The organism is uncultured Psychroserpens sp., assembly GCF_947503375.1.
Lineage (GTDB): Bacteria > Bacteroidota > Bacteroidia > Flavobacteriales > Flavobacteriaceae > Psychroserpens.
This window is the reverse complement of sequence record NZ_CANNDQ010000003.1, coordinates 122246-148631: the sequence shown is the minus strand read 5'-3', so window position 1 is coordinate 148631 and position 26386 is coordinate 122246. Positions and strand designations below refer to the sequence as shown.

21 protein-coding genes are annotated in these 26386 nt (G+C 32.6%); 12 read left to right on the top strand and 9 right to left on the bottom strand.

Annotation, left to right across the window (positions count from 1 at the left end; translation table 11 throughout):
* Positions 1-4 precede the first annotated feature (4 nt).
* A complete protein-coding gene (locus Q0876_RS06695) occupies positions 5-745 on the bottom strand; it encodes a hypothetical protein (protein ID WP_299225409.1) in 741 nt (246 codons plus the stop codon).
* Between the two features lie 127 nt (positions 746-872).
* Here Q0876_RS06695 and Q0876_RS06690 point away from each other — a divergent pair, with 127 nt between their 5' ends.
* The 3 genes from Q0876_RS06690 to Q0876_RS06680 all read left to right on the top strand — a co-directional run bounded on the left by Q0876_RS06690 (position 873) and on the right by Q0876_RS06680 (position 3358).
* Positions 873-2015 carry a methionine aminotransferase gene (locus tag Q0876_RS06690; RefSeq protein ID WP_299225407.1) on the top strand — a complete coding sequence of 381 codons (1143 nt, stop codon included), beginning with the start codon at positions 873-875 and terminating at the stop codon, positions 2013-2015.
* A gap of 66 nt (positions 2016-2081) precedes the next feature.
* A complete protein-coding gene (locus Q0876_RS06685) occupies positions 2082-2570 on the top strand; it encodes a hypothetical protein (RefSeq protein ID WP_299225405.1) in 489 nt (162 codons plus the stop codon).
* A gap of 8 nt (positions 2571-2578) precedes the next feature.
* The gene (locus Q0876_RS06680; protein ID WP_299225403.1) at positions 2579-3358 is read left to right on the top strand and encodes an amidohydrolase; all 780 of its coding nucleotides are present in this window, start codon (positions 2579-2581) and stop codon (positions 3356-3358) included.
* Here Q0876_RS06680 and Q0876_RS06675 read toward each other — a convergent pair.
* A complete protein-coding gene (locus tag Q0876_RS06675; RefSeq protein ID WP_299225401.1) occupies positions 3345-4952 on the bottom strand; it encodes an Ig-like domain-containing protein in 1608 nt (535 codons plus the stop codon). The genes Q0876_RS06680 and Q0876_RS06675 overlap by 14 nt on opposite strands.
* An 89-nt stretch (positions 4953-5041) precedes the next feature.
* Positions 5042-5722 (bottom strand): ComF family protein, encoded by a 681-nt coding sequence (locus Q0876_RS06670; RefSeq protein ID WP_299225398.1) that lies wholly within the window; start codon positions 5720-5722, stop codon positions 5042-5044.
* A gap of 69 nt (positions 5723-5791) precedes the next feature.
* Between Q0876_RS06670 and Q0876_RS06665 the strand changes: the two genes are divergently transcribed.
* Together Q0876_RS06665 and Q0876_RS06660 are read left to right on the top strand one after the other, a co-directional pair.
* The gene (locus Q0876_RS06665) at positions 5792-6676 is read left to right on the top strand and encodes a hypothetical protein (protein ID WP_299225396.1); all 885 of its coding nucleotides are present in this window, start codon (positions 5792-5794) and stop codon (positions 6674-6676) included.
* Positions 6677-6739: 63 nt separating this feature from the next.
* On the top strand, positions 6740-8281 hold the full coding sequence (locus Q0876_RS06660; RefSeq protein WP_299225394.1) for a glycine--tRNA ligase: 1542 nt from the start codon (positions 6740-6742) through the stop codon (positions 8279-8281).
* A 75-nt stretch (positions 8282-8356) separates the two neighbouring features.
* Here the strand turns inward: Q0876_RS06660 and Q0876_RS06655 are convergent, their stop codons facing one another.
* Positions 8357-11767, bottom strand: a complete 3411-nt coding sequence (locus tag Q0876_RS06655; RefSeq protein ID WP_299225392.1) for a hypothetical protein — start codon at positions 11765-11767, stop codon at positions 8357-8359.
* 111 nt (positions 11768-11878) lie between these two features.
* On the opposite strand from Q0876_RS06655, the gene Q0876_RS06650 reads away from it, so the two are divergent.
* The 3 genes from Q0876_RS06650 to Q0876_RS06640 all read left to right on the top strand — a co-directional run bounded on the left by Q0876_RS06650 (position 11879) and on the right by Q0876_RS06640 (position 14756).
* Positions 11879-12640 (top strand): exodeoxyribonuclease III, encoded by a 762-nt coding sequence (locus tag Q0876_RS06650; protein ID WP_299225390.1) that lies wholly within the window; start codon positions 11879-11881, stop codon positions 12638-12640.
* A gap of 20 nt (positions 12641-12660) precedes the next feature.
* Entirely contained in the window at positions 12661-13620 is a 960-nt protein-coding gene (locus Q0876_RS06645) for an OmpA family protein (RefSeq protein ID WP_299225388.1), read from the top strand.
* A 98-nt stretch (positions 13621-13718) separates the two neighbouring features.
* Positions 13719-14756 carry an aldo/keto reductase gene (locus tag Q0876_RS06640; RefSeq protein WP_299225386.1) on the top strand — a complete coding sequence of 346 codons (1038 nt, stop codon included), beginning with the start codon at positions 13719-13721 and terminating at the stop codon, positions 14754-14756.
* A gap of 65 nt (positions 14757-14821) precedes the next feature.
* Here Q0876_RS06640 and Q0876_RS06635 read toward each other — a convergent pair whose 3' ends face one another.
* Both Q0876_RS06635 and Q0876_RS06630 read right to left on the bottom strand, forming a co-directional pair.
* Positions 14822-16366, bottom strand: a complete 1545-nt coding sequence (locus Q0876_RS06635; RefSeq protein ID WP_299225384.1) for a ribonuclease E/G — start codon at positions 16364-16366, stop codon at positions 14822-14824.
* Positions 16367-16680: 314 nt separating this feature from the next.
* A complete protein-coding gene (locus Q0876_RS06630) occupies positions 16681-16971 on the bottom strand; it encodes an HU family DNA-binding protein (RefSeq protein ID WP_028870804.1) in 291 nt (96 codons plus the stop codon).
* Between the two features lie 133 nt (positions 16972-17104).
* Between Q0876_RS06630 and mutY the strand changes: the two genes are divergently transcribed.
* The 4 genes from mutY to gldD all read left to right on the top strand — a co-directional run bounded on the left by mutY (position 17105) and on the right by gldD (position 20629).
* On the top strand, positions 17105-18145 hold the full coding sequence (gene mutY / locus Q0876_RS06625; protein WP_299225382.1) for an A/G-specific adenine glycosylase: 1041 nt from the start codon (positions 17105-17107) through the stop codon (positions 18143-18145).
* A gap of 77 nt (positions 18146-18222) precedes the next feature.
* On the top strand, positions 18223-18678 hold the full coding sequence (locus tag Q0876_RS06620; RefSeq protein WP_299225380.1) for a single-stranded DNA-binding protein: 456 nt from the start codon (positions 18223-18225) through the stop codon (positions 18676-18678).
* Between the two features lie 21 nt (positions 18679-18699).
* Positions 18700-20007 (top strand): gliding motility-associated protein GldE, encoded by a 1308-nt coding sequence (locus tag Q0876_RS06615; protein WP_299225378.1) that lies wholly within the window; start codon positions 18700-18702, stop codon positions 20005-20007.
* A gap of 49 nt (positions 20008-20056) precedes the next feature.
* Entirely contained in the window at positions 20057-20629 is a 573-nt protein-coding gene (gene gldD / locus Q0876_RS06610; protein WP_299225376.1) for a gliding motility lipoprotein GldD, read from the top strand.
* Positions 20630-20676: 47 nt separating this feature from the next.
* Here gldD and Q0876_RS06605 read toward each other — a convergent pair whose 3' ends face one another.
* The 3 genes from Q0876_RS06605 to Q0876_RS06595 form a co-directional block, all read right to left on the bottom strand.
* Positions 20677-23283, bottom strand: a complete 2607-nt coding sequence (locus Q0876_RS06605; RefSeq protein ID WP_299225374.1) for a TonB-dependent receptor — start codon at positions 23281-23283, stop codon at positions 20677-20679.
* Positions 23284-23442: 159 nt separating this feature from the next.
* Complete coding sequence (pgi, locus tag Q0876_RS06600) at positions 23443-25092, bottom strand: glucose-6-phosphate isomerase (protein ID WP_299225372.1); 1650 nt, start codon at positions 25090-25092, stop codon at positions 23443-23445.
* A complete protein-coding gene (locus tag Q0876_RS06595) occupies positions 25092-26378 on the bottom strand; it encodes a peptidoglycan DD-metalloendopeptidase family protein (protein ID WP_299225370.1) in 1287 nt (428 codons plus the stop codon). Before Q0876_RS06595 ends, pgi begins: the two co-directional genes overlap by 1 nt.
* Between the last annotated feature and the right edge of the window lie 8 nt (positions 26379-26386).

Sequence of the window (26386 nt, the reverse complement as noted above, 5' to 3'; positions counted from 1 at the left end):
CCAATTAGTTATTTGGAACGATTAATCGTTCGTTCAAAATCCAACTTTTAATCAATGATTTATTGTTCGTTATTTCTGCAAACACATATATATTAGAAGAGAAACAAGGCGAATCTTCTGCTAACTCTATCATCACTCTATCATCATAATAGCTCGAATGTAAAAAATACAATTCTTTGTTTTTCAGTAACACATAACCCACATGGTTATCTAAACCAACAAAATAGATACCATCTGAATATACCGAATTTACTTTATGCTTTAGTGCTTCATAAGACAGATTAAAATATATCTTAAGCTCATGTTTAGGCTGTAACATTCTAGCCTCTACCATACCAGCTTGTTGTGCCATCTCATAGCGGTTAAGGTTAAATCCTAAATGTTTTAGAGTTGTCGACACAAAATAACCACAAGCAATTTCACCTTGATTTGGAATGCTTGTATGCCCATTAAAATCCCATTCTGTTCCATACCAATGTGGCACAATTTCGTTTAACAGCTTTGAATACAAGTAAAGAGATGCACTATCTATGGCTTTTGTTAGGTTTGTCTCAAATAAATTTTTAAAATAAGAGCGATCAGCATCAATCGTTTTGATCAAAACATCATAATCACGCATAGCCTTGAAATTAATACCAAGCATAACTGAATCAATGCTTGGTATTTCAATCTCTGCATGTGGTTGAGACATATTAGGATCTTTATGATGTACCTGTTTAGCAACGATCTTGTTTTCAGAGCTCAAGTTGCAAGATAGGCACAAAATTAGGGTAAGAAGTAAAAATATTTTGATGATATTACTATGTTTTATAGTATAACTCTTTGTTGCACAAATTATTTTATTGCAAAAATGATATTGGTATATTTACGTTATGCAATTTACACCTAAACTTACTAAAATAGAGACCTCAATTTTTTCAGTAATGAGCGCTTTGGCTCATAAGCACAATGCTATTAATCTTTCGCAAGGGTTTCCTAATTTTAAAAGTGATCAAAAGTTAATTGATGGTGTTTCAAAAGCTATGAATTCAGGTTATAACCAGTATGCCCCAATGCCTGGAAGCTTAGAATTACGAAAAGCCATTTCTAAAAAATTTAACCATCTCTATAACACAAGTTATCATCCTGAAGATGAAATCACAATTACTGCTGGTGCTACTCAAGCTATTTTTACCGTTATTTCAACGTTTATAAAACCAAATGACGAAGTCATTATCTTTAAACCTGCTTACGATTGTTACGAACCTGCCATTCAACTCAATGGAGGAAAACCAATTACTGTTGCTCTCGAAGCTCCAAAATACCAAATAAACTGGACTTATGTCAAGCAGTGTATAAATGGAAATACCAAACTCATTATTATCAATACACCTCACAACCCAAGTGGAGCTGTATTACATAAAAATGACATGTTCAAACTACAGGAACTTACTGATGGAACAGATATCATAGTTTTAAGTGATGAAGTATATGAACACATTATTTTTGATGATGAGCAACATCAAAGTGCTTGTAGATTTTCAGGGTTGAAGGAACGAACTTTTATTACAGCGTCTTTTGGCAAAACATTTCATAATACAGGTTGGAAAATAGGGTATTGCTGCGCTCCAAAAGCATTAATGCAAGCTTTTAGAAATGTACACCAGTTTAATGTTTTCTCTGTTCACCACCCTACGCAAAAAGCATTGGCAGATTATTTACAAGAGCCTAATCATTATATAGAGTTATCAGAGTTTTATCAAAAAAAAAGAGATTTCTTTTTAAATCTTATAAGAGGTTCTAAATTCAAATTTACACCATCAAAAGGCACTTATTTTCAGGTATTGGATTACTCAAATATTACTGACGAGTCTGACATTGATTTTGCAAAACGACTAACTACCGAAAATGGTATTGCATCGATTCCACTTTCTGTTTTTAATGAGCATCAAAGAGATGATAAGGTCTTACGATTTTGTTTTGCTAAAACTGATGATACACTAAAACAAGCCGCAGAAATTTTGAATATTATTTAACGTTTTTTGAGTGACTTTTTAAATATTTTTGTCTCTAACCTGTAGAACGCAAAAAATTTAATTTATATGAAATATGTCATATTCCTATTTATGATGACTTTTAGTTTTTCTACGAACGCTCAAAATGTAGAGAGAAATGGAAAAACCTATGAGGTAAAAAAAGAGAAAATCTTTTTAGAAGGGAAAGAAATTACGGAAACATTAACTATTGAAGATAAAGAAGCTATCTTTAAGCAAGCTAGTTCGATTTCTAACAAAATGAAGGTCAAAGCAAAGGAAATAAAAGCCCAAGAGAAACTAGAAAGAGAAAAGAAAAAAGCCGAAAGAGCTCAAAAAAAGGCTGAAAAGCAACAAAAGCGAACCGAAAAAGAGCTAAAAAAGCAACAAAAAATTCAGGCTAAATATGATAAAGCTGATAAAAAATTAAATGACGCTCAAAAAAAATATGAAAGACTAAAGCGTAAAGGCAAATTATCTCCTAATGATGAGACCAAGTGGCTAGAAAAAATTGAAAAATTAAATACAGCACTTAATAAGGCTAAAGAAAAACTATAATTAAAATTTTGAAAGACGACTTGACCATAGCACTTTTCCAAACAAATTTGATTTGGGAACATCCCGAACAAAACAGGATTAATCTTGGTAAAAAAATTAGCACACTTACTAAACCTGTTGATGTGATCGTGCTTCCAGAAATGTTCACATCTGGTTTTACCATGAATGCAAGTTCTGTCGCTGAATCTATGAATGGTACTACAGTGTCATGGATGCAAGATCTTGCCAAACAAACATATGCTGCTATTACAGGAAGTATTGTAATCAAAGAGGATGATAAGTATTATAATCGGTTACTTTTTGTACATCCAGATGGTCGTATTGATTGTTACAACAAAAAACACACGTTTACCTTAGCTGGTGAACATGAAATATATCAATCAGGAAATTCTATTAGCATCATAAATTATAAGGGTTGGAAAATAAAACCTTTAATTTGTTATGACCTACGATTCCCTGTATGGTCAAGAAACGTTGAAGGTTATGACCTTTTGTTATACGTTGCTAATTGGCCAAAAGTAAGAATTAATGCATGGAATGCTTTACTTAAAGCTCGAGCTATTGAAAACATGAGTTATTGTGTAGGTGTTAATCGTGTTGGATTGGATGCTAATAACCATGAATATTCAGGACATTCAGCTATTTACGACACTCTTGGTGAACGCCTAGATACAACTCCAAATGATAAAGAGGCTGTAGAGATTGTTACATTGCATAAGTCTCATATAGAAACTTACAGAAACAAACTTGGTTTCTTGAATGATAAAGATGCTTTTAGTCTAAAGTAAAAACTTCTTCAGGGTAATCCCATCCTGCTCTACCATCGATCAAACCTTTAGCATAACTAACACGTTCTGGTTGAAGTTGTAATAAATAATTTCCAGAATCCCATTTCTGATTTCCATTAGTATCATACACTACACGAATGTAGTACTTATTTGGATTTATGTTTTTAAAATCAAACAAACGTGGCTCAGTAGCAAATTGTTCATATTTTACCTCACCCTGCTCATCGGTAAGCTGAACTATAACTGGATATACAGCGTTTTCTAATTTTACTCTAATATTAGTATAATCGGCAAATGTTTTGGTTCTCAAAGAGAAGTTGAGTGTATCATTTACATTCCCAAAAAAATCTTCTAACGCATTTGGAAGTAGCTGAATAATGTACTTATTAGATTCCGTTTTATCAAACTTGAAGCTGTAACTATTTTTAAGGGTATCAAACGAAGTTGTATAAGGCACTCTTAATGAATCTTGATCTAAAATAGAAATATACTGCGTATTTATTTTAGTAAAAGGAATAGTACCTTCTAAAGTAAAATCATCTCTAAAATTTAGTGTACCAGATTGTTCTGCTCTAATTACAAGCGAATCTCTTTCAATCTCACGAAATTTATGATTTAATGTATCTGTAAATGTTTTATTAGTAATGACAAACTGCGCGGAGTCTAATTCAATTTTTGGTTTATACCAATAGTATAATGTATCCTTTGTTTTGTCTTTAGTAATACGCTTTTCAAAGCCTTCCGGTAGTTCGCCTAATTGTTCAATAGTCATATTTGTGGCATTCCCTTCATACCCAAATGCAATTTTTTGACCAGCAATTTGTTTCGATCTTTTAATATCGAAATCTAATTCTTCTTTAAATAACTTTAAGGTATAAGTTGTATCGCTAGGCACATTGATCACACCTTCAAAAAAGCCAATTTTATCACTTTTCTGCTGGTAGGTGAAATTTCCATTTTCATCTTTTAAAGCAATCAACTTATAATTGCCTGCTTTAATATTATCTATACTGAAAGTAGTAACACTATCTAAAGTATTAGTGATGTATTTTGGCTTTTGTTTATAAACTGTAGAGTCTGTATAAGTTGAGTCTAACTCATATAACATTACCGAAACAAAAGTATCAGGCTGTAGTTTTTCGGCATCAACAATAAGTCCTTTTACCGAAAGTGAGTCAATATAATCACCTGTAGAGAAAACATATTTATAATAATCGTACGGATTTTCTTCGTTGTTGTCAACTATACTTTGCCCAAAATTAAATGCATAAGTCGTATTATCTTCTAACGTATCATTGATAATGATCTTTATGTATTTACTAGCTGCACTTAGAGGTGTTATAGTAGGATCAACGTCCATAGGAGGTGATATAATTAACTGCTTTTGAAGATTATTGATCTTAATAAATTCATTAAAATATATTCTGATCTCTTTACCTTTAAAATTGGTTGTAAAATTTTCAGGTACCGTTTTAGTAATCAAAGGTGGTTCTTTATCTTCTTCACCTCCAGAAGGTGTGCCTCTATTAGCACATCCATGCATAGCAACAATAGATAGTATAAGAAAAATCACCTTTAAAAAGCGCAAGTACATTGTAGATTTTTAATTTTAAAGCAAATTAACAACTATTTGAAGCATACTCAAAACAATTAACGTGCTTTTGACAACATAGAAAATCATTTTTAATCTGTAATTGCCATCGTCGCAATACTTAATTTAAGACCGTCAATTGTGCTAAATGTATTAGCGCAAGCCTCTAAAGTAGCTCCGGTTGTAATAATATCATCAACAATAAGTATGTGTTTAGACGCGAGTGATTCACTTTTCGTTATTGCAAATTTAGGATGCGTATCTGAGCTCCTCATAAAACGATCTTTGAATACTTGAGTTTTTGTTGCACTAGTCTTGATTAATAGTTCAGGGTTATAATCTGCATTTAAAGCTTTGGCAATGGCCTTACCGAATTTTTCTACTTGATTATAGCCTCTTTTTTTTAGTTTAGATTTGTGCAATGGTACAGGTACAACGATATCAACTTTTAAATATTCACTGTATTGTTTTAGCTCCTCACCTAACCACTCACCTAAAAATTGACCAATCTCTTGATGACCTCTATATTTTAAGTTATGTATAAGTTGTTGAACTATTCCTTTTTTAGAAAAGTGCAATAAGGCAGTCGCTTGTTCTAGTTTCACTCGTCCATACATTACTTTGTGAACCGCATTAGATGGGTCAAGATGAAAATTAGTCAATGGCAACTGATGTCTACAAGACGTACAGATGTGACGCTCGTTGTCTGATAAATGATTATTACAAGACAAACAAACCTTTGGAAAAAATAAGTTTAACAAATTTATTACCATTTCATCGATTAAAATAAAATATAACTTCCATATTCTCTAGTTTCGCATGATAAAATAACAAAATTAATAATGATAGTTAACCCTCAATTATTTAACTACAGATTAATTATTGGTTCATTAATAGTTGCCGTTACAATTTTAAGCGTTTATAGTTTTACTAATTATCAATCCATTAAAGCGCACCAACAATTTTTAGAACAAGAAAAGAAGCTAGTAGAGAATGAGTTATCACAAATGATAACTAGATATGATGACGTTTCTGTTTCAAATGATTTGATCTCTTCACAGTTAGAAGAAGCCAAAAGAGATACAAGGCTAGCTTTAGATTCTCTTGCTATGTTGCGAAGCGACCTCTCTGTCGTTGCGAAGTTTAAAAATCAACTTTACAATATAAAATTAAAAAATAAATCCTTATTTAAAACCATTGACTCTCTAAATGAGGTTAATGAGAATCTCAAAAAGGAAAAACTACTAGCATACAATGAACTAAAAAAGCAACGCAAAACTAATACTTCGTTACTTAAAGAGAATGAAGACCTAAACAAGAGTATTGAAAAGGGTGCGCTGCTAACCGCTAATTCATTTGAAGCTAAATCTTATGCCCAACTTTTTGGAAGCAAACGTGCTACGAAGAGAGCTAAAAAAGTACAGCATATAGAAGTCTGTTTTACGCTAGCTGAAAATTCATTAACAGAGCAAGGTGAAAAAGAACTTTACATTCAAATTGTCAATCCTCAAAATAATGTATTAGCAGATAAAGGTGCAATAACTTTTGGAAGTTCATCTTTAATATACAGCTCTAAAAAAATTGTAAATTATAATAATGAAGTTTTAGATATATGTATCGATGTTGAAGCTGATAAAGATGAACGACCACTTACTAAAGGCACTTACTTTATTAATATTTTCAATAAGGACAGAAAATTAGGAAGCACAGAAGTAAAATTAAATTAACTAACTACATATAATTTATTAAAAACCGCTCTGTAAATTGGAGCGGTTTTTTATTTTTGCACCATGGCAAACGACGATCAATTTAAAAAAGTAATCTCTCATGCAAAAGAGTATGGTTACGTCTTCCAAAGTAGTGAAATCTATGATGGATTGAGTGCAGTATACGACTACGCACAAAATGGCGCTGAGCTAAAGAAAAATATTAGGGACTATTGGTGGAAAGCGATGGTACAAATGCATGAAAATATTGTAGGAATCGATGCTGCAATTTTTATGCATCCCACTACTTGGAAAGCCTCTGGTCATGTAGATGCCTTCAACGACCCTTTAATTGATAATAAAGACTCTAAAAAGCGTTATCGTGCAGATGTTCTAGTGGAAGACTATTGTGCTAAAATTGAAAACAAAATAGATAAGGAAGTCAAAAAAGCTCAAAAACGCTTTGGAGATGCTTTTAATAAAGAAGAATTTATAAGTACTAACGGACGTATTATTGGATACCAAGAAAAAATCGATTCAATTTTAAAACGATTAGGTCAATCATTAGAAAAAGAAGATCTCGCAGATGTTAAAGCCCTTATTGAAGAACTTGAAATTGCAGACCCAATGACAGGTTCAAAAAATTGGACAGATGTAAAGCAGTTCAATTTAATGTTTGGGACTAAATTGGGTGCTAGTGCAGATAGCGCTATGGATCTTTATTTACGCCCAGAAACAGCACAAGGTATTTTTGTAAATTTTTTAAATGTTCAAAAAACTGGACGTATGAAAATTCCATTTGGAATAGCTCAAACAGGAAAAGCATTCAGAAATGAGATTGTCGCTAGGCAATTTATTTTTAGAATGCGAGAGTTTGAACAAATGGAAATGCAATTCTTCATCAAACCTGGTACACAAAAAGAATGGTTTGATTATTGGAAAGACACACGTTTAAAATGGCATAAATCACTTGGCTTGGGAGACGATAATTACCGTTTCCATGATCATGAAAAATTAGCTCACTATGCTGATGCAGCCACAGATATAGAGTTTAAATTCCCTTTCGGATTCAAAGAACTTGAAGGGATTCATTCTCGTACAGATTTTGACCTGAAACAACACGAAGAATTCTCAGGAAAGAAGCTCCAATATTTTGATCACGAAGACAATGCCAGCTACACGCCTTATGTTTTAGAAACCTCAATTGGTCTAGATCGTATGTTCTTAGCTGTTTTTTCAAATGCCTTAGAAGATGAAACCTTAGAAGATGGTAGCGTTAGAACCGTTTTAAAATTACCAGCAGTTTTAGCACCAACAAAAGCAGCTGTTCTCCCATTGATTAAAAGAGATGGTCTTCCTGAAATTGCAAGACAAATTATTGAAGATCTAAAATGGGACTTCAATGTAGTTTATGACGAAAAAGATGCCGTAGGAAGACGATACAGGCGCCAAGATGCTGTTGGAACACCGTTTTGTGTTACAGTAGATCATGACACTTTAAAAGATAATTCGGTTACCATTCGTCATCGTGATACGATGGAACAACAACGTGTTAAGATTGATGAATTAAGGTCTATTATTAAAAAAGAAGTAGATGTAAAAAATTGGTTACAGAGGATGAAGTAACCATCTAAAATATAATAATGTAAAAAGCTCTCAATTTCACCAATTGAGAGCTTTTTACTTGTTTAGAATAATCAATTAAAAATAAGCTTTTAATTGAATGGTTCCTGTATGAATCGTCTTGCTAGTCTCGGTTTTTCTTCCAAAATAATTCAAATTTAGATCTAAAAATTTGGTTAGCTTCTTTTGCGCTATTAAACTCCATGTGAAATTATTTCCTGGTTGTAGGCCTTCTAAAATTTGATAAGCCACAGGTGTGTTAGGATTACCTTCATAATCATTTTTGAAATAATTAACCTCACCAGTTAAGGCTATTTTTTGAGCATTGTTATACGTAAATGACAATCCGAAGTTATTTTGCGACAACTGTTCCATATTTCCAATCGTATTGTCTTTTGTTGCATATTGGTAAAATACGTCAAAACGTGCATTTTCATTAAAGATATACGATAGCTTAGGCTGAAGCCGTATTTCGTCTAGCTTATAATTACGAGATACAAAATTTTCATTTAAACTTTCATTAATCTCCAAGCTGGATTCTAAATTTACAAGCCAACTTTTGGCAAACTTATGATTAAACTGTAATTGGTGACTTTGTAATTTGTTTTCTTGAAAACCAATAGATAACACAGCTCTATTCACATTATTTAAAAATGTATACGATGTGGTATACCTTTGTTTCCCTCTATTATAAAACAATACATTTCTTACACTTTTATTTAGTGCCAATTGATTGCCTTCATCTGTAGAAAACGGATTAAGATCGAATGTATTTCCTTGCCTCTGATCCTTTCTATCAATTAAATATGATGTCTGATTATAAAAATGCGACCAGAATTTTTTGATTTTATTTTCTGAAACAGACCATTGTTGTGGGTTAATTGTAAGCGTTTGGCTTAATCTGTTTTGATGTGTTTTAATAAACACTTGATTTGGCAGCAGTACTCGTATAAAACTACCCTCGTCAACAAATTGAGCCAATTCGAACTCATTGAGTTCTTGTATACCATTCTCATTATAATCTATCCACGTATACGCTCCTTGACCAGGTTCTACTTCAACATACGTAAAATCTTGCCTTGGTAATGTCCCTGAATTGGTCTCAAAAATAGTATTCCATATTAAAATATTTTTGAACAACTTTTGATTAAAGTTTAATCTAGAATTCAACGATTGATCGTCCTCTATAGTTACATCTTCTTGTTTGAGTTTTCTATAATTGGCAAAAATGGCAAGATCTGTATTTTTATTTTTGATGATACGTGATTTGAAATAATAAGTATTAGACGTATTAACGCGTTTTATTTCATTTGTTCTCAAGCTATCATTCACTCTATATTTATAACCTATTTCTACAAAAACACCAGTACTATCACCATAGCCTGTAAAAGCTTCATATGAGTTAAAACGCTGACTTAAATTGGTTAATAAATCTGTTTCTTTTTCTCGTTGCTTATTGTCTTCCATAGCAAACTTTGCACCAATCCATTGCTTCTTAAATGAATATGTAAGTCGATTAAAAGATCTTAAAAATGAAGACGTAGACAAACTACTATTATTATTCAACACGCTAGACAAGGTATAGATATGAAATCGGTTAAGCCTTAAGTTGGCTAAGAGGTTATGACGGTTTCCGTTAAAGTTCTCTGAATAATTAAGGTGTTCAAATTTATAATTTGCAGTTCCCTTTTCAGCATGTATAAACTCAAGTCCAGAGGCTAATAAGCTTTGATTACCAAGTGGGTTTTCTAAATTCCAATCACGATTGAATTCTGGTCGATATAAGCGCTCAATCGTTCTAAAGTTTTTCTGAATAATATCTGCATCTACATGTGCATTCAAATTCCATAAACTATCCTTCTTAATAAGTTGTTGCTCTACTTTGAGCTTCCCAGCAAAACCATCATTATCACTATCATCTATATCTGAAAATAAATTCAAATCATTTCTACTTCCTGCTAATTCAAAATAAATGTTTGTTTTTTCTGTAGGTTTATATATTCCATTCACTACTGCAACTTGTAATTTAACAGGTGCTATTAATTGAACAATGGGTTCATAATTTCCTTGAGGCACACCATTTAATGGTGGGACGTACTCAAAAATGTTATTAATGGCATTACTATTTACTATAATATAGTTTCCTTGATTAATGCCTACTTGCGTAAATCGAACACTAAATAATTCATCGTCTTCATTATTAGAAAACACGAAAATCTCAATACCATTAACAATTTCTTTTTTGTACAAAATCCTATTTTCGTTAAATGCTTCTTGAACTTCTGAAGGTGCAACCATCAACGATTTGTCATCTCCAGCATTAGCTAAAATTGCTACTTGTTCAGTAGATAAATTTTGCTGTAGTGGTTGGTTTTTAGAATCGTTTTCAGAATATATAGACACTCCTAATTTTAATTTTTCTGTCTCATAAGTTCCACCTCCAAAAACAGTAAATCTAGAAAAGTTACGTTCACTAAACTGATAATCAACCGTAACCCTCATCTCTGATGTAACAGGAAAGGTTGAGTTAAAAATAATTTCACCAGCATTGTAATCAATGATATAATCTTTATTTTCTCCTCGTTCAATTGCAATTCCATTAACATAAACCGTTTCACTACCAGATACGATTAGTACAAATAATTCACTATTTGGACCTCTTAGTTTATAAGGACCTTGATTACCTTCCTGCGCTGTAAATTGACTACTTGTAAACTGCCCTCTCACTAGAGCGCCTGCTGCAAATAAATTGGTCTTTGATTCTTCTTTATCAATATTTACATTAACCATCAGACCTTGAACACGCTTAGTAAAATTAGCATAGTAGCTACTATTATTTATCAAATCTATATCTCCTGCTCTAATATTCCATGCGTCACTAAATAGCTCAATAAAAACTTGATCAAATTCATCTAATCGTTGAGAATAGCCGCTTTCTTGCAAAGGAATATTAGCATCTTGTATAGAGGCTCTAAGTGATACTTTATCACTTAACTTACCTGAAATTTGTAGATCTAACTCACTGTTTAAAACAGAGTTTTGATTGTTTCCAATAGTGACACCTCTAGAGATACTACCAGAAGTGCTCAAACCATCAAATGGTAAAAACGAGCGAGACACATTAGATTGATTTAGCCTATACAATCGTTGTGTATTATTTGTGTTATCAACTATAACTCGTTCATCTAATTGAAAATATTTGCGTGTAATAAAATCAGGATATCTCAAATAGTCAATAACTATCGAATCTGTATCAATAGGCTTTTTAAACGTTAATAAAGCCTTAGAAAAATCAATGTCATAGTATGTAGAGTCAATAATGGTATTATCGTTTTTCCGAAGCACAAAACTATTGGTATTAATACTTACGGTATCTACTTTTATACTATCTCTAACTGCTACTTTTTTAGTCCTATAATTAGATGCTTGCCCATGCACAAAAGTAGAGCAACCCATAATAAAACAGACAAGAGAAATAGCAATTTTCATTCTATATATAAACTTCTAAACACAGAAATTATTTTATGGTTAAAAGCTCCTTAAAATAATAGTGTAAAAGTACAGTATTATTTAATTTAGCTGAAATCTTAAAAACTTAGAATGAAAATTATCTCATACAATGTTAACGGCATTCGAGCTGCGATGAATAAAGGCTTTATCGACTGGCTTACTAATGCAGATCCTGATGTGGTTTGTCTACAAGAAATAAAAGCGATGAAAGAGCAAGTAGATATTGAAGCCATTGAAAAAGCTGGATACAAGTACAACTATTGGTTTAGCGCTCAAAAAAAAGGCTACAGCGGTGTTGCTATTTTAAGTAAAACTGAACCCAATCATGTAGAATTTGGAACAGGAATAACTTCTATGGATTTTGAAGGTAGAAACCTTAGGGTTGATTTTGATGACATATCCGTAATGAGTATGTATTTGCCTTCTGGGACAAATGATGCTAGGTTAGCACACAAGTTTGAATACATGGATTTAATTCATAACTATTTAAATAACTTACGGCAAGAATTACCTAACTTGGTCGTATGTGGCGATTATAACATTTGCCATGAAGCCATAGATATACACAATCCAAAAATGAAAGGTGTATCTGGATTTTTGCCTGAAGAACGTAAATGGTTTGGAAACTTCATTAATAGTGGTTTTATTGATTCTTTCAGATTCTTACATCCTGAAAAACAAGAATATACTTGGTGGAGTTACAGAGCAAATGCAAGAGCTAACAATAAAGGTTGGCGCTTAGATTATGGCATGGTTACTCAACCTTTGCAAGAAAACATCAAACGAAGCGTTATCCTTTCGGAAGCAGTTCATAGTGATCATTGCCCTATTTTATTAGAAATAAAAAAATAAAAACAATTAATATTTTACATATGCTTAAAAGATTGACATTAATAGCCCTTGTATTTGTAGTTACTACATCTTGTGTTTCTAAAAAAATATACACCGATCTAGAAGACAAATACGCCTCACTTAAAAAAGAAAACAAAAAATTATCTGAAAGAAATCAAGACCTAGAAGCTGCTTTAAACAAATCCGAAAATGACTTGGTAAGACTTCAGAAAGAGTATAATGAAACTCTAGCACAGCGTAACAAACTTCAAACCGACTATAACGCTATAAAAACAAATCTTGACAACTTAAAAGCATCATATGATGCCTTAGAGAAAAATAGCTCGGCTTCTATTGCTGAAAATTCTAAAAAGAATAGAGAACTGTTAGCACAATTAGAAGCAAAAGAACAAGCATTAGCAACCGAAAGTGCTAGACTTGAAAAGCTAAAAAAAGAACTAGAAGCGCGTTCAAAACGCGTCGCTGAATTAGAAAATGTTATTGCATCAAAAGATGCCGCTATGACCAAACTCAAAAACGCCATTTCAAAAGCACTTACAAACTTTGAAGGAAAAGGTCTAACAGTCGAACAACGTAACGGGAAAGTTTATGTCTCAATGGAAAACAAGTTATTGTTTCAATCAGGTAGTTGGGCAGTTGGAACACAAGGAAAACAAGCGGTAATGCAACTCGGTCAAGTATTAGCTGAAAACCCAGACATCGCTATCTTAATAGAAGGCCATACCGATAATGTGCCTTACAAAGGTAATGCGCAACTAAGTGGAAACTGGGATCTATCTACTAAGCGTGCCACAGCTATTGTTAATATATTACGAGAAAATGCAGCTATTAACCCTGAAAATCTAACTGCAGCTGGACGTGGCGAATTTGCTCCAATTACTAGTAATGAAACCGCAGAAGGCAAAGCGAAAAATCGTCGTATTGAAGTTATTTTAACACCAAAACTAGATGAGATATCTAAACTTTTAAATGATATTTAATTTGGTATAAGAACCTTAACACAGATTTAGACCTTTCCGTTTTTAAAAAACTGAAAAGGTCTTCTTATCTTTACTATACCTTAATAGAAAACAATAAAATGAGATATACCACACTACCAAAAACAGATATAAAAGTTAGTAAAATTTGCCTTGGCACGATGACTTGGGGAAACCAAAATACGCAAGAAGAAGGCTTTGCTCAAATGGATTTGGCTCTTGATAAAGGCGTTAACTTTTTTGATTCCGCAGAGCTCTATCCAGTACCTGCTACCGCAGAACGATATGCAGATACCGAACGCATTATTGGCAATTGGTTTGAAAAAACCGGTAATAGAGATAAAGTTGTTTTAGCTACTAAAATTGCTGGCCCAGGAGACTACACAGCACATATAAGAACCAATGGTTTTAGTAAACAAGCACTTCATGAAGCGGTAAATAACAGTCTTAAACGCTTGAAAACCGATTATATAGATTTGTACCAATTACATTGGCCTGAAAGAAACACCAATACTTTTGGCGTGAGAGATTATAATCATAATCCAAATGACCAATGGAATGATAACTTTAATGAAATTCTTCATCATCTTGATGAGATAATAAAGTCTGGTAAAATTCGTCAAGTAGGCATTTCTAATGAAAAAGCTTGGGGAACGATGCGTTACATAGAGGAGTCTAATAAGCATAATCTCCCAAGAATGATTACCATACAAAATGCTTATTCGCTATTAAACAGAGTCTTTGAAGGTGACATGGCTGAAATTGCTATTCGAGAAGATATTGGATTACTTGCGTATTCGCCTATGGCTTTTGGTGTTTTATCTGGTAAATACATTGAAGGTACAGAAGCAGATAACGCAAGATTAAAACTCTTTCCTAGATTTTCAAGATATAGTGGTAAAAATGCTACCGAAGCGACTAAGCGTTACTTAAAAATAGCCAAAAACCATGACATGAGCTTAGCACAAATGTCTTTAGCCTTTGTAACTGACAGACCTTTTATGACCAGTAATATCATAGGTGCAACATCTTTAGAACAATTAGAAGAGAATATTGATAGTATAAATATTACATTGAGTGATGCCGTTCTTAAAGCAATAAACGAAGTGCATGCTGAGCTTCCTAATCCAGCGCCTTGATTTTAAAATTTATTGACAAAAAACAAAAACCCCTTTCTGAAATTTCAGAAAGGGGTTTTTAGATATTATTTGATTTCCTTACCATTTTTGTCAAAAAAATGATATTCAAGATATGTGTAAGCATCTCTAGGTAAAACTTTTACCCATTTTTTATGTTCTATAAACCACTTAGAACGTACTGATGGAAACCCTTTGGTTAGAAAGGCTGCTATAAAAGGATGTGCGTTTAATGTAATCTTCTTATAGTCTTTTTTAAATAATCGCTCAAGGTCTTGGGTAATTTTTTGAATCACTTTAATTGGTGCTTCAATCTCACTACCTGCAACGCCGTTAGGATTATCTTCTTTTGTTTTAATATTACGCTCTGGTCGAACGCGTTGTCTGGTGATCTGTACCAGACCAAATTTACTAGGAGGTAAAATCTTATGTTTTGCTTTATCATCTTTCATTTCTTCACGAAGATGATTGTACAATTGTTTTCGATTTTCTGCCTTACCCATGTCTATAAAATCTACAACAATAATGCCTCCCATATCACGCAAACGTAATTGTCGAGCAATTTCTGATGCAGAAATTAAATTGACTTCCAAAGCAGTGTCTTCTTGGTTTTTTTCTTTGTTAGATCTGTTACCACTATTAACATCAATAACATGCATCGCTTCGGTATGTTCTATAACCAAATAGGCTCCTTTTGCCATGGAGACTGTACGACCAAAAGATGTTTTTATTTGGCGCTCAATTCCAAATTTTTCAAAAACTGGCACGCCATTTTTATACATCTTAACTATTGATTCTTTATTGGGTGCAATTTGATGCACGTAATCTTTTATTTGGCTATAAAGTGCTTCATCATCTATAGTAATACTAGTAAATGAATCGTCAAAAATATCTCTTAAAATAGAAGAGGCTTTGTTCATTTCACTAAGTACTTTACTTGGATGATGTGCTTTATGTATTTTTTTACACATTGCTGTCCATCTATTCAGCAAATTTTGTAAATCTTTGTCGAGTTCGGCAACTTTCTTGTCTTCTGCGACAGTACGAATAATAACACCAAAACCTTTAGGCGTTATGCTCTTTACCAACCGTTTTAAACGGTCTTTTTCTTCTTTAGATTCAATTTTTTGTGAAATTGAAATACGATCAGAAAATGGCACTAGAACAATATAACGACCAGCAATAGACAACTCACTACTTATGCGAGGTCCTTTGGTTGATATTGGTTCTTTTACTATTTGTACTAATAGTGATTGATTTGACTTTAAAACGTTAGCTATGCTTCCGTTTTTATCAATATCTTTCTCAAACTGAAAATTTTTCAGTAAAAAATCGGTATGTCTACCTGTGCTTACACGCTTAACAAATTTCAAAAGAGAAGGCAATTGTGGTCCTAAATCATGATAATGCAAAAAAGCATCTTTTTCATAACCTACATTTACAAATGCAGCATTAAGACCAGGAACCGCTTTTCGTATTTTGGCAATAAATACATCGCCAACCGCAAAGTTGTTATCATCTTCATCTTTGTGTAATTCGATAAGTTTTCCATCTTTTAATAAGGCAAAATCAACAATATCGGAACGCGATCTTATAATCAATTCTTTTTCCATGTTGTTAATTTTAGTCCGTTTTGATGCATTTCAAAACAGATGGATATTACTTTATTTTGACACAGGATATTAAAATCCAGCAAACTCATGTCTTGCGAAGGTAAACGCAATGAAACTCATGAATTTTATATCAAAGAACGTTGTTTTAAAAATTGAAAAAGTAGTTAAAAAACTACTTTTTCTAATTTATTTCTTTTTGTGACGGTTAGCGCGTCTTCTTTTCTTGCGCTTGTGCGTCGCTACCTTGTGCCTTTTTCTTTTTTTACCACTTGGCATAAATAAGTCTTTTTTAAATTAATATTTGTTTTAATATTTTAGTTGACCTCAACATTGGTCTTAACACCTTCAACAAATACTTTTGCAGGTTTAAATGCAGGTATGTTGTGTGCTGGTATTTTTATTGTTGTATTTTTTGAAATATTTCTTCCTGTTTTTTCAGCTCTAGTCTTTACGATGAAACTTCCAAAACCTCTTAAATATACATTATCACCACCTTCTAATGAAGATTTTACTTCTTCCATGAATGTTTCAACTGTTGCTTGAACATCTCCTTTTTCAATTCCTAATTTATCAGAAATTTTAGCTACTATATCAGCTTTTGTCATTGTTATTAATTTTAGGGTTATCTATTAATTATAAGGGATGCAAATATAGGAATTTTAATTTCAATATTTCAAGCGTAATTAATTAAAATTTAACCTTATAAAGATTTATTTTTGCAACAATTATAAAATAAGCATGAATTTTACTAAAGTTTTAACTAATTGGTATTCAATAAATAAGAGAGATCTTCCGTGGCGAAACACAAAAAATCCATATCATATATGGCTTTCAGAAATTATTTTACAGCAAACTCAAATTAAACAAGGTTTACCATACTATGAAGCTTTCGTGAAAAATTTCCCTACTGTTTTTGATCTTGCTAGTGCAGATGAGCAAGATATTTTAAAGCTTTGGCAAGGTTTAGGTTATTACTCTAGAGCAAGAAACCTACATGTTTCAGCAAAACATATAGCTAATGACTTAAATGGTAAGTTTCCAAAAATCTATTCTGAAATACTAAAGCTCAAAGGTGTTGGTGATTACACCGCAAGTGCCATAGCTTCAATATGCTTTAATGAACCTACAGCTGTTGTTGATGGTAATGTGTACAGAGTACTTTCTAGATATTTTGGAATTCAAACGCCTATTAATAGTACGCAAGGCATAAAAGAGTTTAAATCTTTAGCTTCCTCTTTAATAGATATTAAAAATCCAGGTGATTACAACCAAGCAATTATGGAGTTTGGTGCCACACAATGTAAGCCTAAGAACCCATATTGTATTGTTTGTCCTTTGAGTGATAGTTGTGTAGCTCTTCAAAAATCAATAATTGAGGTATTACCAGTAAAACTCAAAAAAACTAAGCTTACAAAAAGACACTTTAATTTTCTAGTCTTCTTAACTCCAGATAAGAAGACTATTTTTGAAAAGCGAAGTTCTAAAGGAATCTGGCAAAATTTATATCAATTCCCATTAATTGAAACCAAAAAGCAGTTAACGCCTGAAGATTTTTATACACTTCGTGAAGTAACCTCTTATTTGAATGGCATGAATTTTAAATACAGATTATTTAACACTAAAGAGTTAGTTCATAAACTATCGCATCAACATTTACACACTAGGTTTTGGATTATAGAAATTGACAAATTACCAAAGGATGGTATTTTATATTCAAAAATAACAGACTATCCTATGCCAAAGTTGATTAGCAATTTTATAGAGGCATTTGAGTTTTAAAGAACTCATAAATTTTTCTTACTTTTAATACAGTGATAACAAAATGTTTAATTTTGTATTCTTAAACTATTAGTATTATGTCTGGAACATTGAATAAAGTAATGCTTATTGGGCATTTAGGTGATGAAGTAAAGCTGCATTATTTTGATGGTGGCAACTGTGTGGGTCGCTTTCCATTAGCTACAAATGAAACCTACACCAATAAACAAACAAATGAACGTGTTACAAATACGGAATGGCATAATATTGTTGTAAGGAATAAAGCTGCTGAAATTTGTGAAAAATATTTATCTAAAGGAGATAAAGTGTATATAGAAGGAAGGTTAAAAACAAGAAAATGGCAGGATGATAAAGGAACAGATAGGTATTCTACCGAAATACAATGTACAGATTTTACCTTTCTAACCACGAAAAATGAAAGTCAATCTGGAAATACACCTAGTAATCCTAATGAACAACAATCTGTTCAAAAACCTACAGACAATAATGTTTCACAAGCTATAAAAGAAGATAATGATGATCTTCCATTTTAGATAACTTAAACCTATTTACCCTTGGATCCTGAACCCTCGAGTTTAATATCACTTTTAGCATCTGGAAACACATCCCTAATTTCTGGACTTTTCCTATTGTTGGTCTTACTACTTTGCTCTGCTCTAATTTCTGGCGCTGAAGTAGCATTCTTTTCTTTGACAAAGTCTAATATAGATAACGGTCTAGAAGAACAACCAAAGGCTTTTATAATTATTTCTAAGCTTTTGGAACGTCCAAAAAAATTATTGGCAACGATACTAGTAGCAAATAACTTTATTAATATAGGGATTGTAATTTTATTTGCTTTTTTAGGAGAAACCCTGTTCTATAATATAGAGCTAACTTGGGTAAGATTTCTTCTTGAAGTCGTTGTAATTACATTTCTCATTTTGTTATTTGGTGAAATTATTCCGAAAATTTATGCCAGTAGAAATCATGTTAAATTTTCGGCTTTTATGGCTATTCCTTTAAAGATATTAGATTTCATCTTTTCTCCTTTGAGTTTACCCATGCGTTATCTTACGTTGACCATACATAATAAGTTAGGTAAACAAAAATCGAATATAAGTGTAGATCAACTATCACAAGCCTTAGAATTAACTAGTGATAGTGATACCACAACTGAAGAACATAAAATATTGCAAGGCATTGTTTCTTTTGGCAATACAGATACGAAACAAGTAATGCGGCCTCGCATGGATATCTTTGCGCTCAATGAGGAGCAAAAATACAATGAGATTATTCCAGAAATTATTAAAAATGGTTATTCTAGAATCCCCGTTTATAAAGATAGTATTGATACGGTAACAGGCATTTTGTATGTTAAAGATCTCCTTCCATATATAGACAGAATTGAATTTGATTGGGTAAGTTTACTAAGGGCGCCATTCTTTGTTCCAGAGAATAAAAAACTTGATGATCTCATGGTAGAATTTCAAGACAAAAAAGTGCATTTAGCTGTTGTAGTAGATGAATACGGTGGAACTTCTGGTCTTGTATCACTTGAAGATGTTATTGAAGAAATTGTTGGTGATATTAGTGATGAATTTGATGATGATGATGTCATCTATTCTAAAATAGATGATAACAATTATTCATTTGAAGGGAAGACAACACTTAAAGATTTTTATAGAATTATTGGTATTGAAGATCTTACTGTTTTTGAAGATTATAAAGGAGAGGCTGAAACCGTAGCTGGTTTTGTATTAGAAATATCGGGCATTTTCCCAAGGCTAAATAGTAAGATAAATTTCAAAAACTATGTTTTTACTATTGAAGCTATAGACAAGAAACGCATCAAACAAGTAAGATTTACAGTTTTAGACTAATAAAATTTACTATTATTACGTTTATAGTGAGTTGATGATAAAAATAAATATGAGAAAATTACTTTTAATTGGTGTTGCTTTATCTTGTTTAGCTTGTGCCGAAGATCCTGTCCCTAAACCAAAAGCGATGCTACGCTTAGAGTATCCTAAGCCAGAGTATAAGACTGTTGATGTTCCTCTGCCATTTACTTTTGAGAAGAACGATTTGGCAGATAAGATTTCTAACATAAAGCTTGATGGGATTAATAATGTTTATGGTATAGACATTAACTACCCTAAGTTAAAAGGAACCATTTATCTTACTTACAAAAAAGTTGAAAACGATAATCTTACAAATTTATTAAGAGATGCACAAAATCATACTCAAAAGCATACCATTAAAGCAGACGAAATAGAAGGTGATCTATATGAAAATCCGAAAAATAATGTCTTTGGAATGTTTTATGAAGTAGGTGGCAATGCAGCATCTCAGTCTCAATTCTATGTAACAGATAGTATCAATCATTTTTTAAGTGGGTCGTTATATTTTTATGCAAAGCCTAACTATGACTCCATCTATCCAGCAGCTATTTATTTAAGAAATGACATCAAACACATTATGGAAACCATCAAGTGGGAATAAAAAAAGCTGCCTAATTAGGCAGCTTTTTTTATTTAAATAGATTATAATTAGAAGTTATATCTCAAACTTGCATTGAATGTTCTTCCAACACCTAAGAAATAACCAAATGCATCTCTCTGGTTGATGTAAGATTCATTGAATAAGTTAAATACGTTAGCTCTAAATACAACATCATTCTCACCAATATTAAAGTTATAAGTAACACCTGCATCAGCCAATGTATAAGCTGGCAATCTAACAGCTTCATATCTTCCACCATCTAACTGAGCTTGAACTACGTCTTCTACATCAACAAACTCATAAAGATCAGTATATACATTATAATCCATATCAACAGATAATCCTTCGCATACATCTAAGACTAGACCTAAACCAAATGAGGTTTGTGGTGCACTTCCAACTTTTACATCAGAAAGTTCTAATGTCCCATCAGTTGTTACAAATTGTGCAGTATCATCATTTTGTAATGTAAATGGCGTTTCTCCTTCATACTTCCAGTTACCTAGAGACCCATAACCTTTCAATGTCCACATTGCAGATAAAGGTCTGAACTCAAAATCAAACTCGACACCTTGATGTATTTGTGTGATATTTGTAAAGCGGTAAGTTGCATTAAACTCGTCTCCAGTAGCAGGTATTCCATCAGGATCGATATCTCCACCAAATGCTAAGAAGCGATTAGCCCATTCTGTTCTGTAAACATCTAAGTTAAATCTAAATGTATTATTCTTAAAACGGTAACCACCTTCGTAACCAGTGATTTCTTCATTGTCAATCTCTGGACTAACAATATCATTAGAGTTTCTAATATCTGCAAATACGTTATCTAAAAATGGTTGACGAGAATAAAAACCAGTATTTACAAAAACTGAATGGTTGTCATTAATACTATAAGAACCACCAGCTTTAATGTTATACCCTGTTTTATTTAATTTTTCAGACTCTCCTAATCCATTACCTGTACCAACAAAGCGACCTGTTCTTTGGTAAGACTGAGTAGATACTGCAGCTTGTACGAAAATAGAGAACTTATCAGTTGCATATTCAGCTTGACCAAAACCTCCAATATAATTGATGTTTTCAGAGTAATCAAATTGTGTACGCTCAGACTCATCAGCAAAATCAAATAATGCAGACCATGGGTCAGCATCAAATTCAGATGTAAATACATAATCGTCTGGTCTATCAGTATTACGGTTATCAACAAAACCATTTAATCCCATAAGGTCATTAATTTGTCTCCAGTGATCTCCTTTGTATAAACGTCCATCAATACCAACATTGAACGACCAGTTTTCACCAGATTCAATATTTAAGTTTGAAAGTAATCCATACCAGTTGTGATTATTTACAGATGCTCGACGTACACGTGAATCATCAGAAAGTGCAAAACCGTTAGAATCAGATTCAGCAATGTTATTTGTTACGATTTGATCGAAATCAATTTGACCAACATTATTTCTTATTCTGCTTCCACGACCTAACATACCTGTTCCGCCGCCTCGTCCCCAAGATGCGTATAGTACTGTTGATAAATCTAAACTTTCATTGATATCAAAATCCCAGTTTAAGTTAGCAACAGGCTTGTGGTAGTAGTTACGTCTTTCAGTAAAACGCTCACCATCTTTAAAACCTGTGTTTCCGTTATATTTATCTCCAAATTGCTCATACTCTTCTAGATCGTTAGAAAAGTTTTGATCATGCCATTGAGGTGCGCCAGTAATCAAGAAATTAAATGTGTGCTTCTCATTTGGTTTATATCCAACAGAAAATAAATAGTTTTGACCTTGACCTGCAGTACCTATTGAATACTTTCTATGTGCTTGCCAGTGATCTACTAAAAATGAAAAAGCCCATCCTTTATCACTTAATCCTGTATTATAAGCAACTGTTCCTTTCATGAAACTATCGTTACCACCCATTGCTCTAACAAAACCACCTTCTCTTTGATCTGTAGTTTTAGATACAATGTTTACTGTACCACCAACAGAAGAAATAGCTAATTTTGATGAACCTAGACCTCTTTGTACTTGAACTGCATTAGCAACATCAGCCATACCAGCCCAGTTTGACCAGAATAAACGTCCATCTTCAGGACTGTTAATTGGTTGTCCGTTTAGTAAGAACGCAGTGTTTGTATCGTCAAAACCTCTTAAGAATATTTGACTGTCTCCAAAACCTCCAGCTTGATTAGCAACATAAACAGAAGGTGTGTTCTTCATAGACTCAGTAAATTCTGCATTACCAGATATCTTTAACTGAATGTCTTTCCCTTTAATTGTAGACACTGCTACTGGTGTTCTTCTGTCTTCAGCTAAATCAACAACTCCAGTACCAACAATAACAATCTCTTCTAGTGAGTTATCAGCTTTTAATGTAATAGTCCCTAAGTCTTGACTTCCATTAAAACTAATTGTCATTTTAGCATAACCTACGTAAGAAATTACTAATTCACCACTTGTTGCGTTTGCTTGGATCGTGAATTTACCATCGATGTCTGTACTTGCCCCATTAGTTGTTCCTTTTTCAACAACATTGGCTCCAGGCAGTGGAAGACCATCAGCAGTTACAGTACCTGTAACTGTGCTTTGTGCAATTGCAATTGATGAAATCAACAAAAAGCACATTAAAAAAAATTTAGTAGTTTTTTTCATTATTAATTAATTTAAAGAGTTTTTAATTTTCGGCAAAAATACGGTTGATTAAACGATACTATATTACCTTAACGTTAAGAAATATTAACAGTTTAAATTAATGAAAATAACTAAACAAATAAACTGACAAGTGTTTTATAATAAGATAGTTTTCAACAATTAATGACTTTGCTTCTTGTAAAAAGCAAGGAGATTTTTAGTAGAATCGTCATGATTGTTGATAACATTTGGATTCTTTAATTCATCTAGAATTGTATTAGCGAGTTGTTTCCCTAGTTCAACACCAAATTGGTCATAACTAAAAATATTCCAAATAATGCCTTGTACAAAGATTTTATGTTCATACATAGCTATCAATTTCCCTAAGCTTTCAGGATTGAGCTGGTTAATTAAAATTGTTGATGTTGGTTTATTTCCATCAAAGACTTTGAATGGAGTTACCATTCTTATTGTTTCTTCTGAAACGCCTTGTGCTTTTAATTCTTGAATGACTTCAGATTTAGATTTACCATTCATTAAAGCTTCTGTTTGCGCAAAAAAGTTAGACATCAATTTATCTTGATGATCTTGGTTGCCGTGTAATGATTTTGAAAACCCTATGAATTCTGCAGGAATTAACTTTGTACCTTGGTGGATATGTTGAAAAAATGCATGCTGAGAGTTAGTGCCTGGTTCTCCCCAAATAATCGTTCCGGTTTGGTAATTCACTTTATCTCCATTACGATCAATACTTTTTCCATTACTCTCCATTATGCCTTGTTGAAGATACGTAGCAAATTGGTTTAAATATTGTGAATAAGAAATTACTGCTTCACTTTCAGCCTTGAAGAAATTATTATACCAAACACTCAATAATGCTGTTACGACAGGAATATTACGATCAAAATCTGCGGTCTTAAAATGCTCGTCCATTTTATGAGCTCCATAGAGTAATTTATCAAAATTATCGAAGCCTACGGCAAGACTTATAGATAACCCTACAGCGCTCCACAAAGAAAATCTTCCACCTACCCAATTCCACATTGGGAAGATATTATTTTCATCTATTCCAAACTCTTTGACTTTTTCAATATTAGTAGATACCGCAACAAAATGTTTTGAGACAGCAGCATCTGGTGCATTTTTTAAGAACCAAGATCGAATAGTATTGGCGTTTGATAGTGTTTCTTGAGTAGTGAATGTTTTTGAAACAATGACAAAAAGTGTTGTTTCAGGGTTTAGCTTCTTGATGATCTCATTTACATGATCACCATCTACATTACTCACAAAATGAGTGTTTAGATGATTCTTGTAATACGTTAATGCATCGACTACCATTGCTGGTCCTAAATCTGAACCTCCAATACCAATATTTACAATATCTGTAAAAGGTTTATTGGTATAACTCTTTAGTTTGCCATCTATAATTTGATTTGAAAATATTTCAATCTTTCGTTTTACCTCAAAAATTTCTGGCATGACATCATTGCCATTAACTAAAACCTCAGCATCTTTTGGGTTTCTAAGCGCTGTGTGTAAAACTTCACGTCCTTCGGTTTGATTGATGACATCACCACTGAAATATTTTTCTATAGCGTCTTTTAAATCGACTTCGTTAGCTAATTCAATAAGTAACTCTAGTGTTTCGTTATTGATTCGATGTTTTGAATAATCTACATAGAAATCTTCCCATTTGATAGTCATTTCACTTGCTCTATTGCTGTTTTGAGCGAAGAACGTATTTATATGAGACGCTTTGATGGTTTCAAAATGTGCTTGCAGTTTACTCCAAGCTGATGTTGTTGTAGGATTGATCGTTTTTAAAGCCATTATTGTATTTTAGACGTTAGTGTTTCGTCTTCAGTTGGTAACTCTATCTTATTGTCTTCAAATTGAATGTTATCTAACTTCAATTTTAAAGGCTTAATAAATTCAGTATATTTTCCTTTAAGGGTATCTGGTATTGATTCGGCTGCTGGCAGTTTTTCCCTGAATGGATCTACTTGTTTGCCATTTTTCCAAAACCTGTAGCAAACGTGTGGGCCGCCAGTATTTCCTGTCATTCCAACCCAACCAATAACATCACCTTGTTTTACAAATTGTCCTTTTTTTACATTTTGTGCCTTCATATGCAAGTATTGTGTACTATAGGTAGCATTGTGCTTAATCTTTACATACTTACCATTACCACCTCGTCGCGTCGATTCTGTAACAGTACCATTGGCTGTTGCCAATATAGGTGTGCCTATTGGAGCTGCAAAATCGGTTCCTTTATGAGGTCGTAATTTATACCCATAATATGCTATACGACGGTTAAGGTTATAGCGTGAAGAGATACGACTAAATTGCACAGGTGCTTTCAAAAATGTACGTCTTAAACTTTTGGTATTTTCATCAAAATAATCTGATATGTTTTTTGTACTATCTACTTCAAAGTTAAAAGCATAAAATGACTCGTCTTTATGCTTGAAATACGCAGCGTCTATACTCTCAATACCAGCGTATATAGTATCTTCAATAAAACGCTGCTTATATACTATTTTAAATCGATCGCCTTTTTGAAGTCTGAAGAAATCGATGGTCCAAGCATAAATATCACTCATATCATTAATTAATTGATACGGTAAGCCTTGAGACTCCATGGTTTCAGAGAGGCTATTCATTACAATTCCCGAAGCTTCCTTTTCTACTATAGTGATAGGCTTTTTCTCTTTATAAGTAATTACAGAATCTGCAAACTTAATAACCACATAATCTATATTATTGGGTTGATAGATAAAACACTCTGGAGTTTGTAGTGAATCTTTTGAACACAGAAGTGTATAAGGTTTACCAACTTGAAGCTTTCTTATATCGAATGTATCTTTTGCTTTTTCAGCAATTTGAAATATTTTCGGGTAACCAATTTTATTACGTTCTAATATTTCACCAAAACTATCTCCTTTTCGAATGGTATCACGTTTTACTACATAATCTTCCAATACAAAACCAAATTCTTTATCTGGTTCTTCCTCTATTACAGTTTGAGGCTCTACTTCTATTTTTTTTTCATCACTTTTACATGAAAACAAAATAGAGGTTATAAAAAGTGCTATTAATAAATATTTTGGTTGCATTAAAGTTG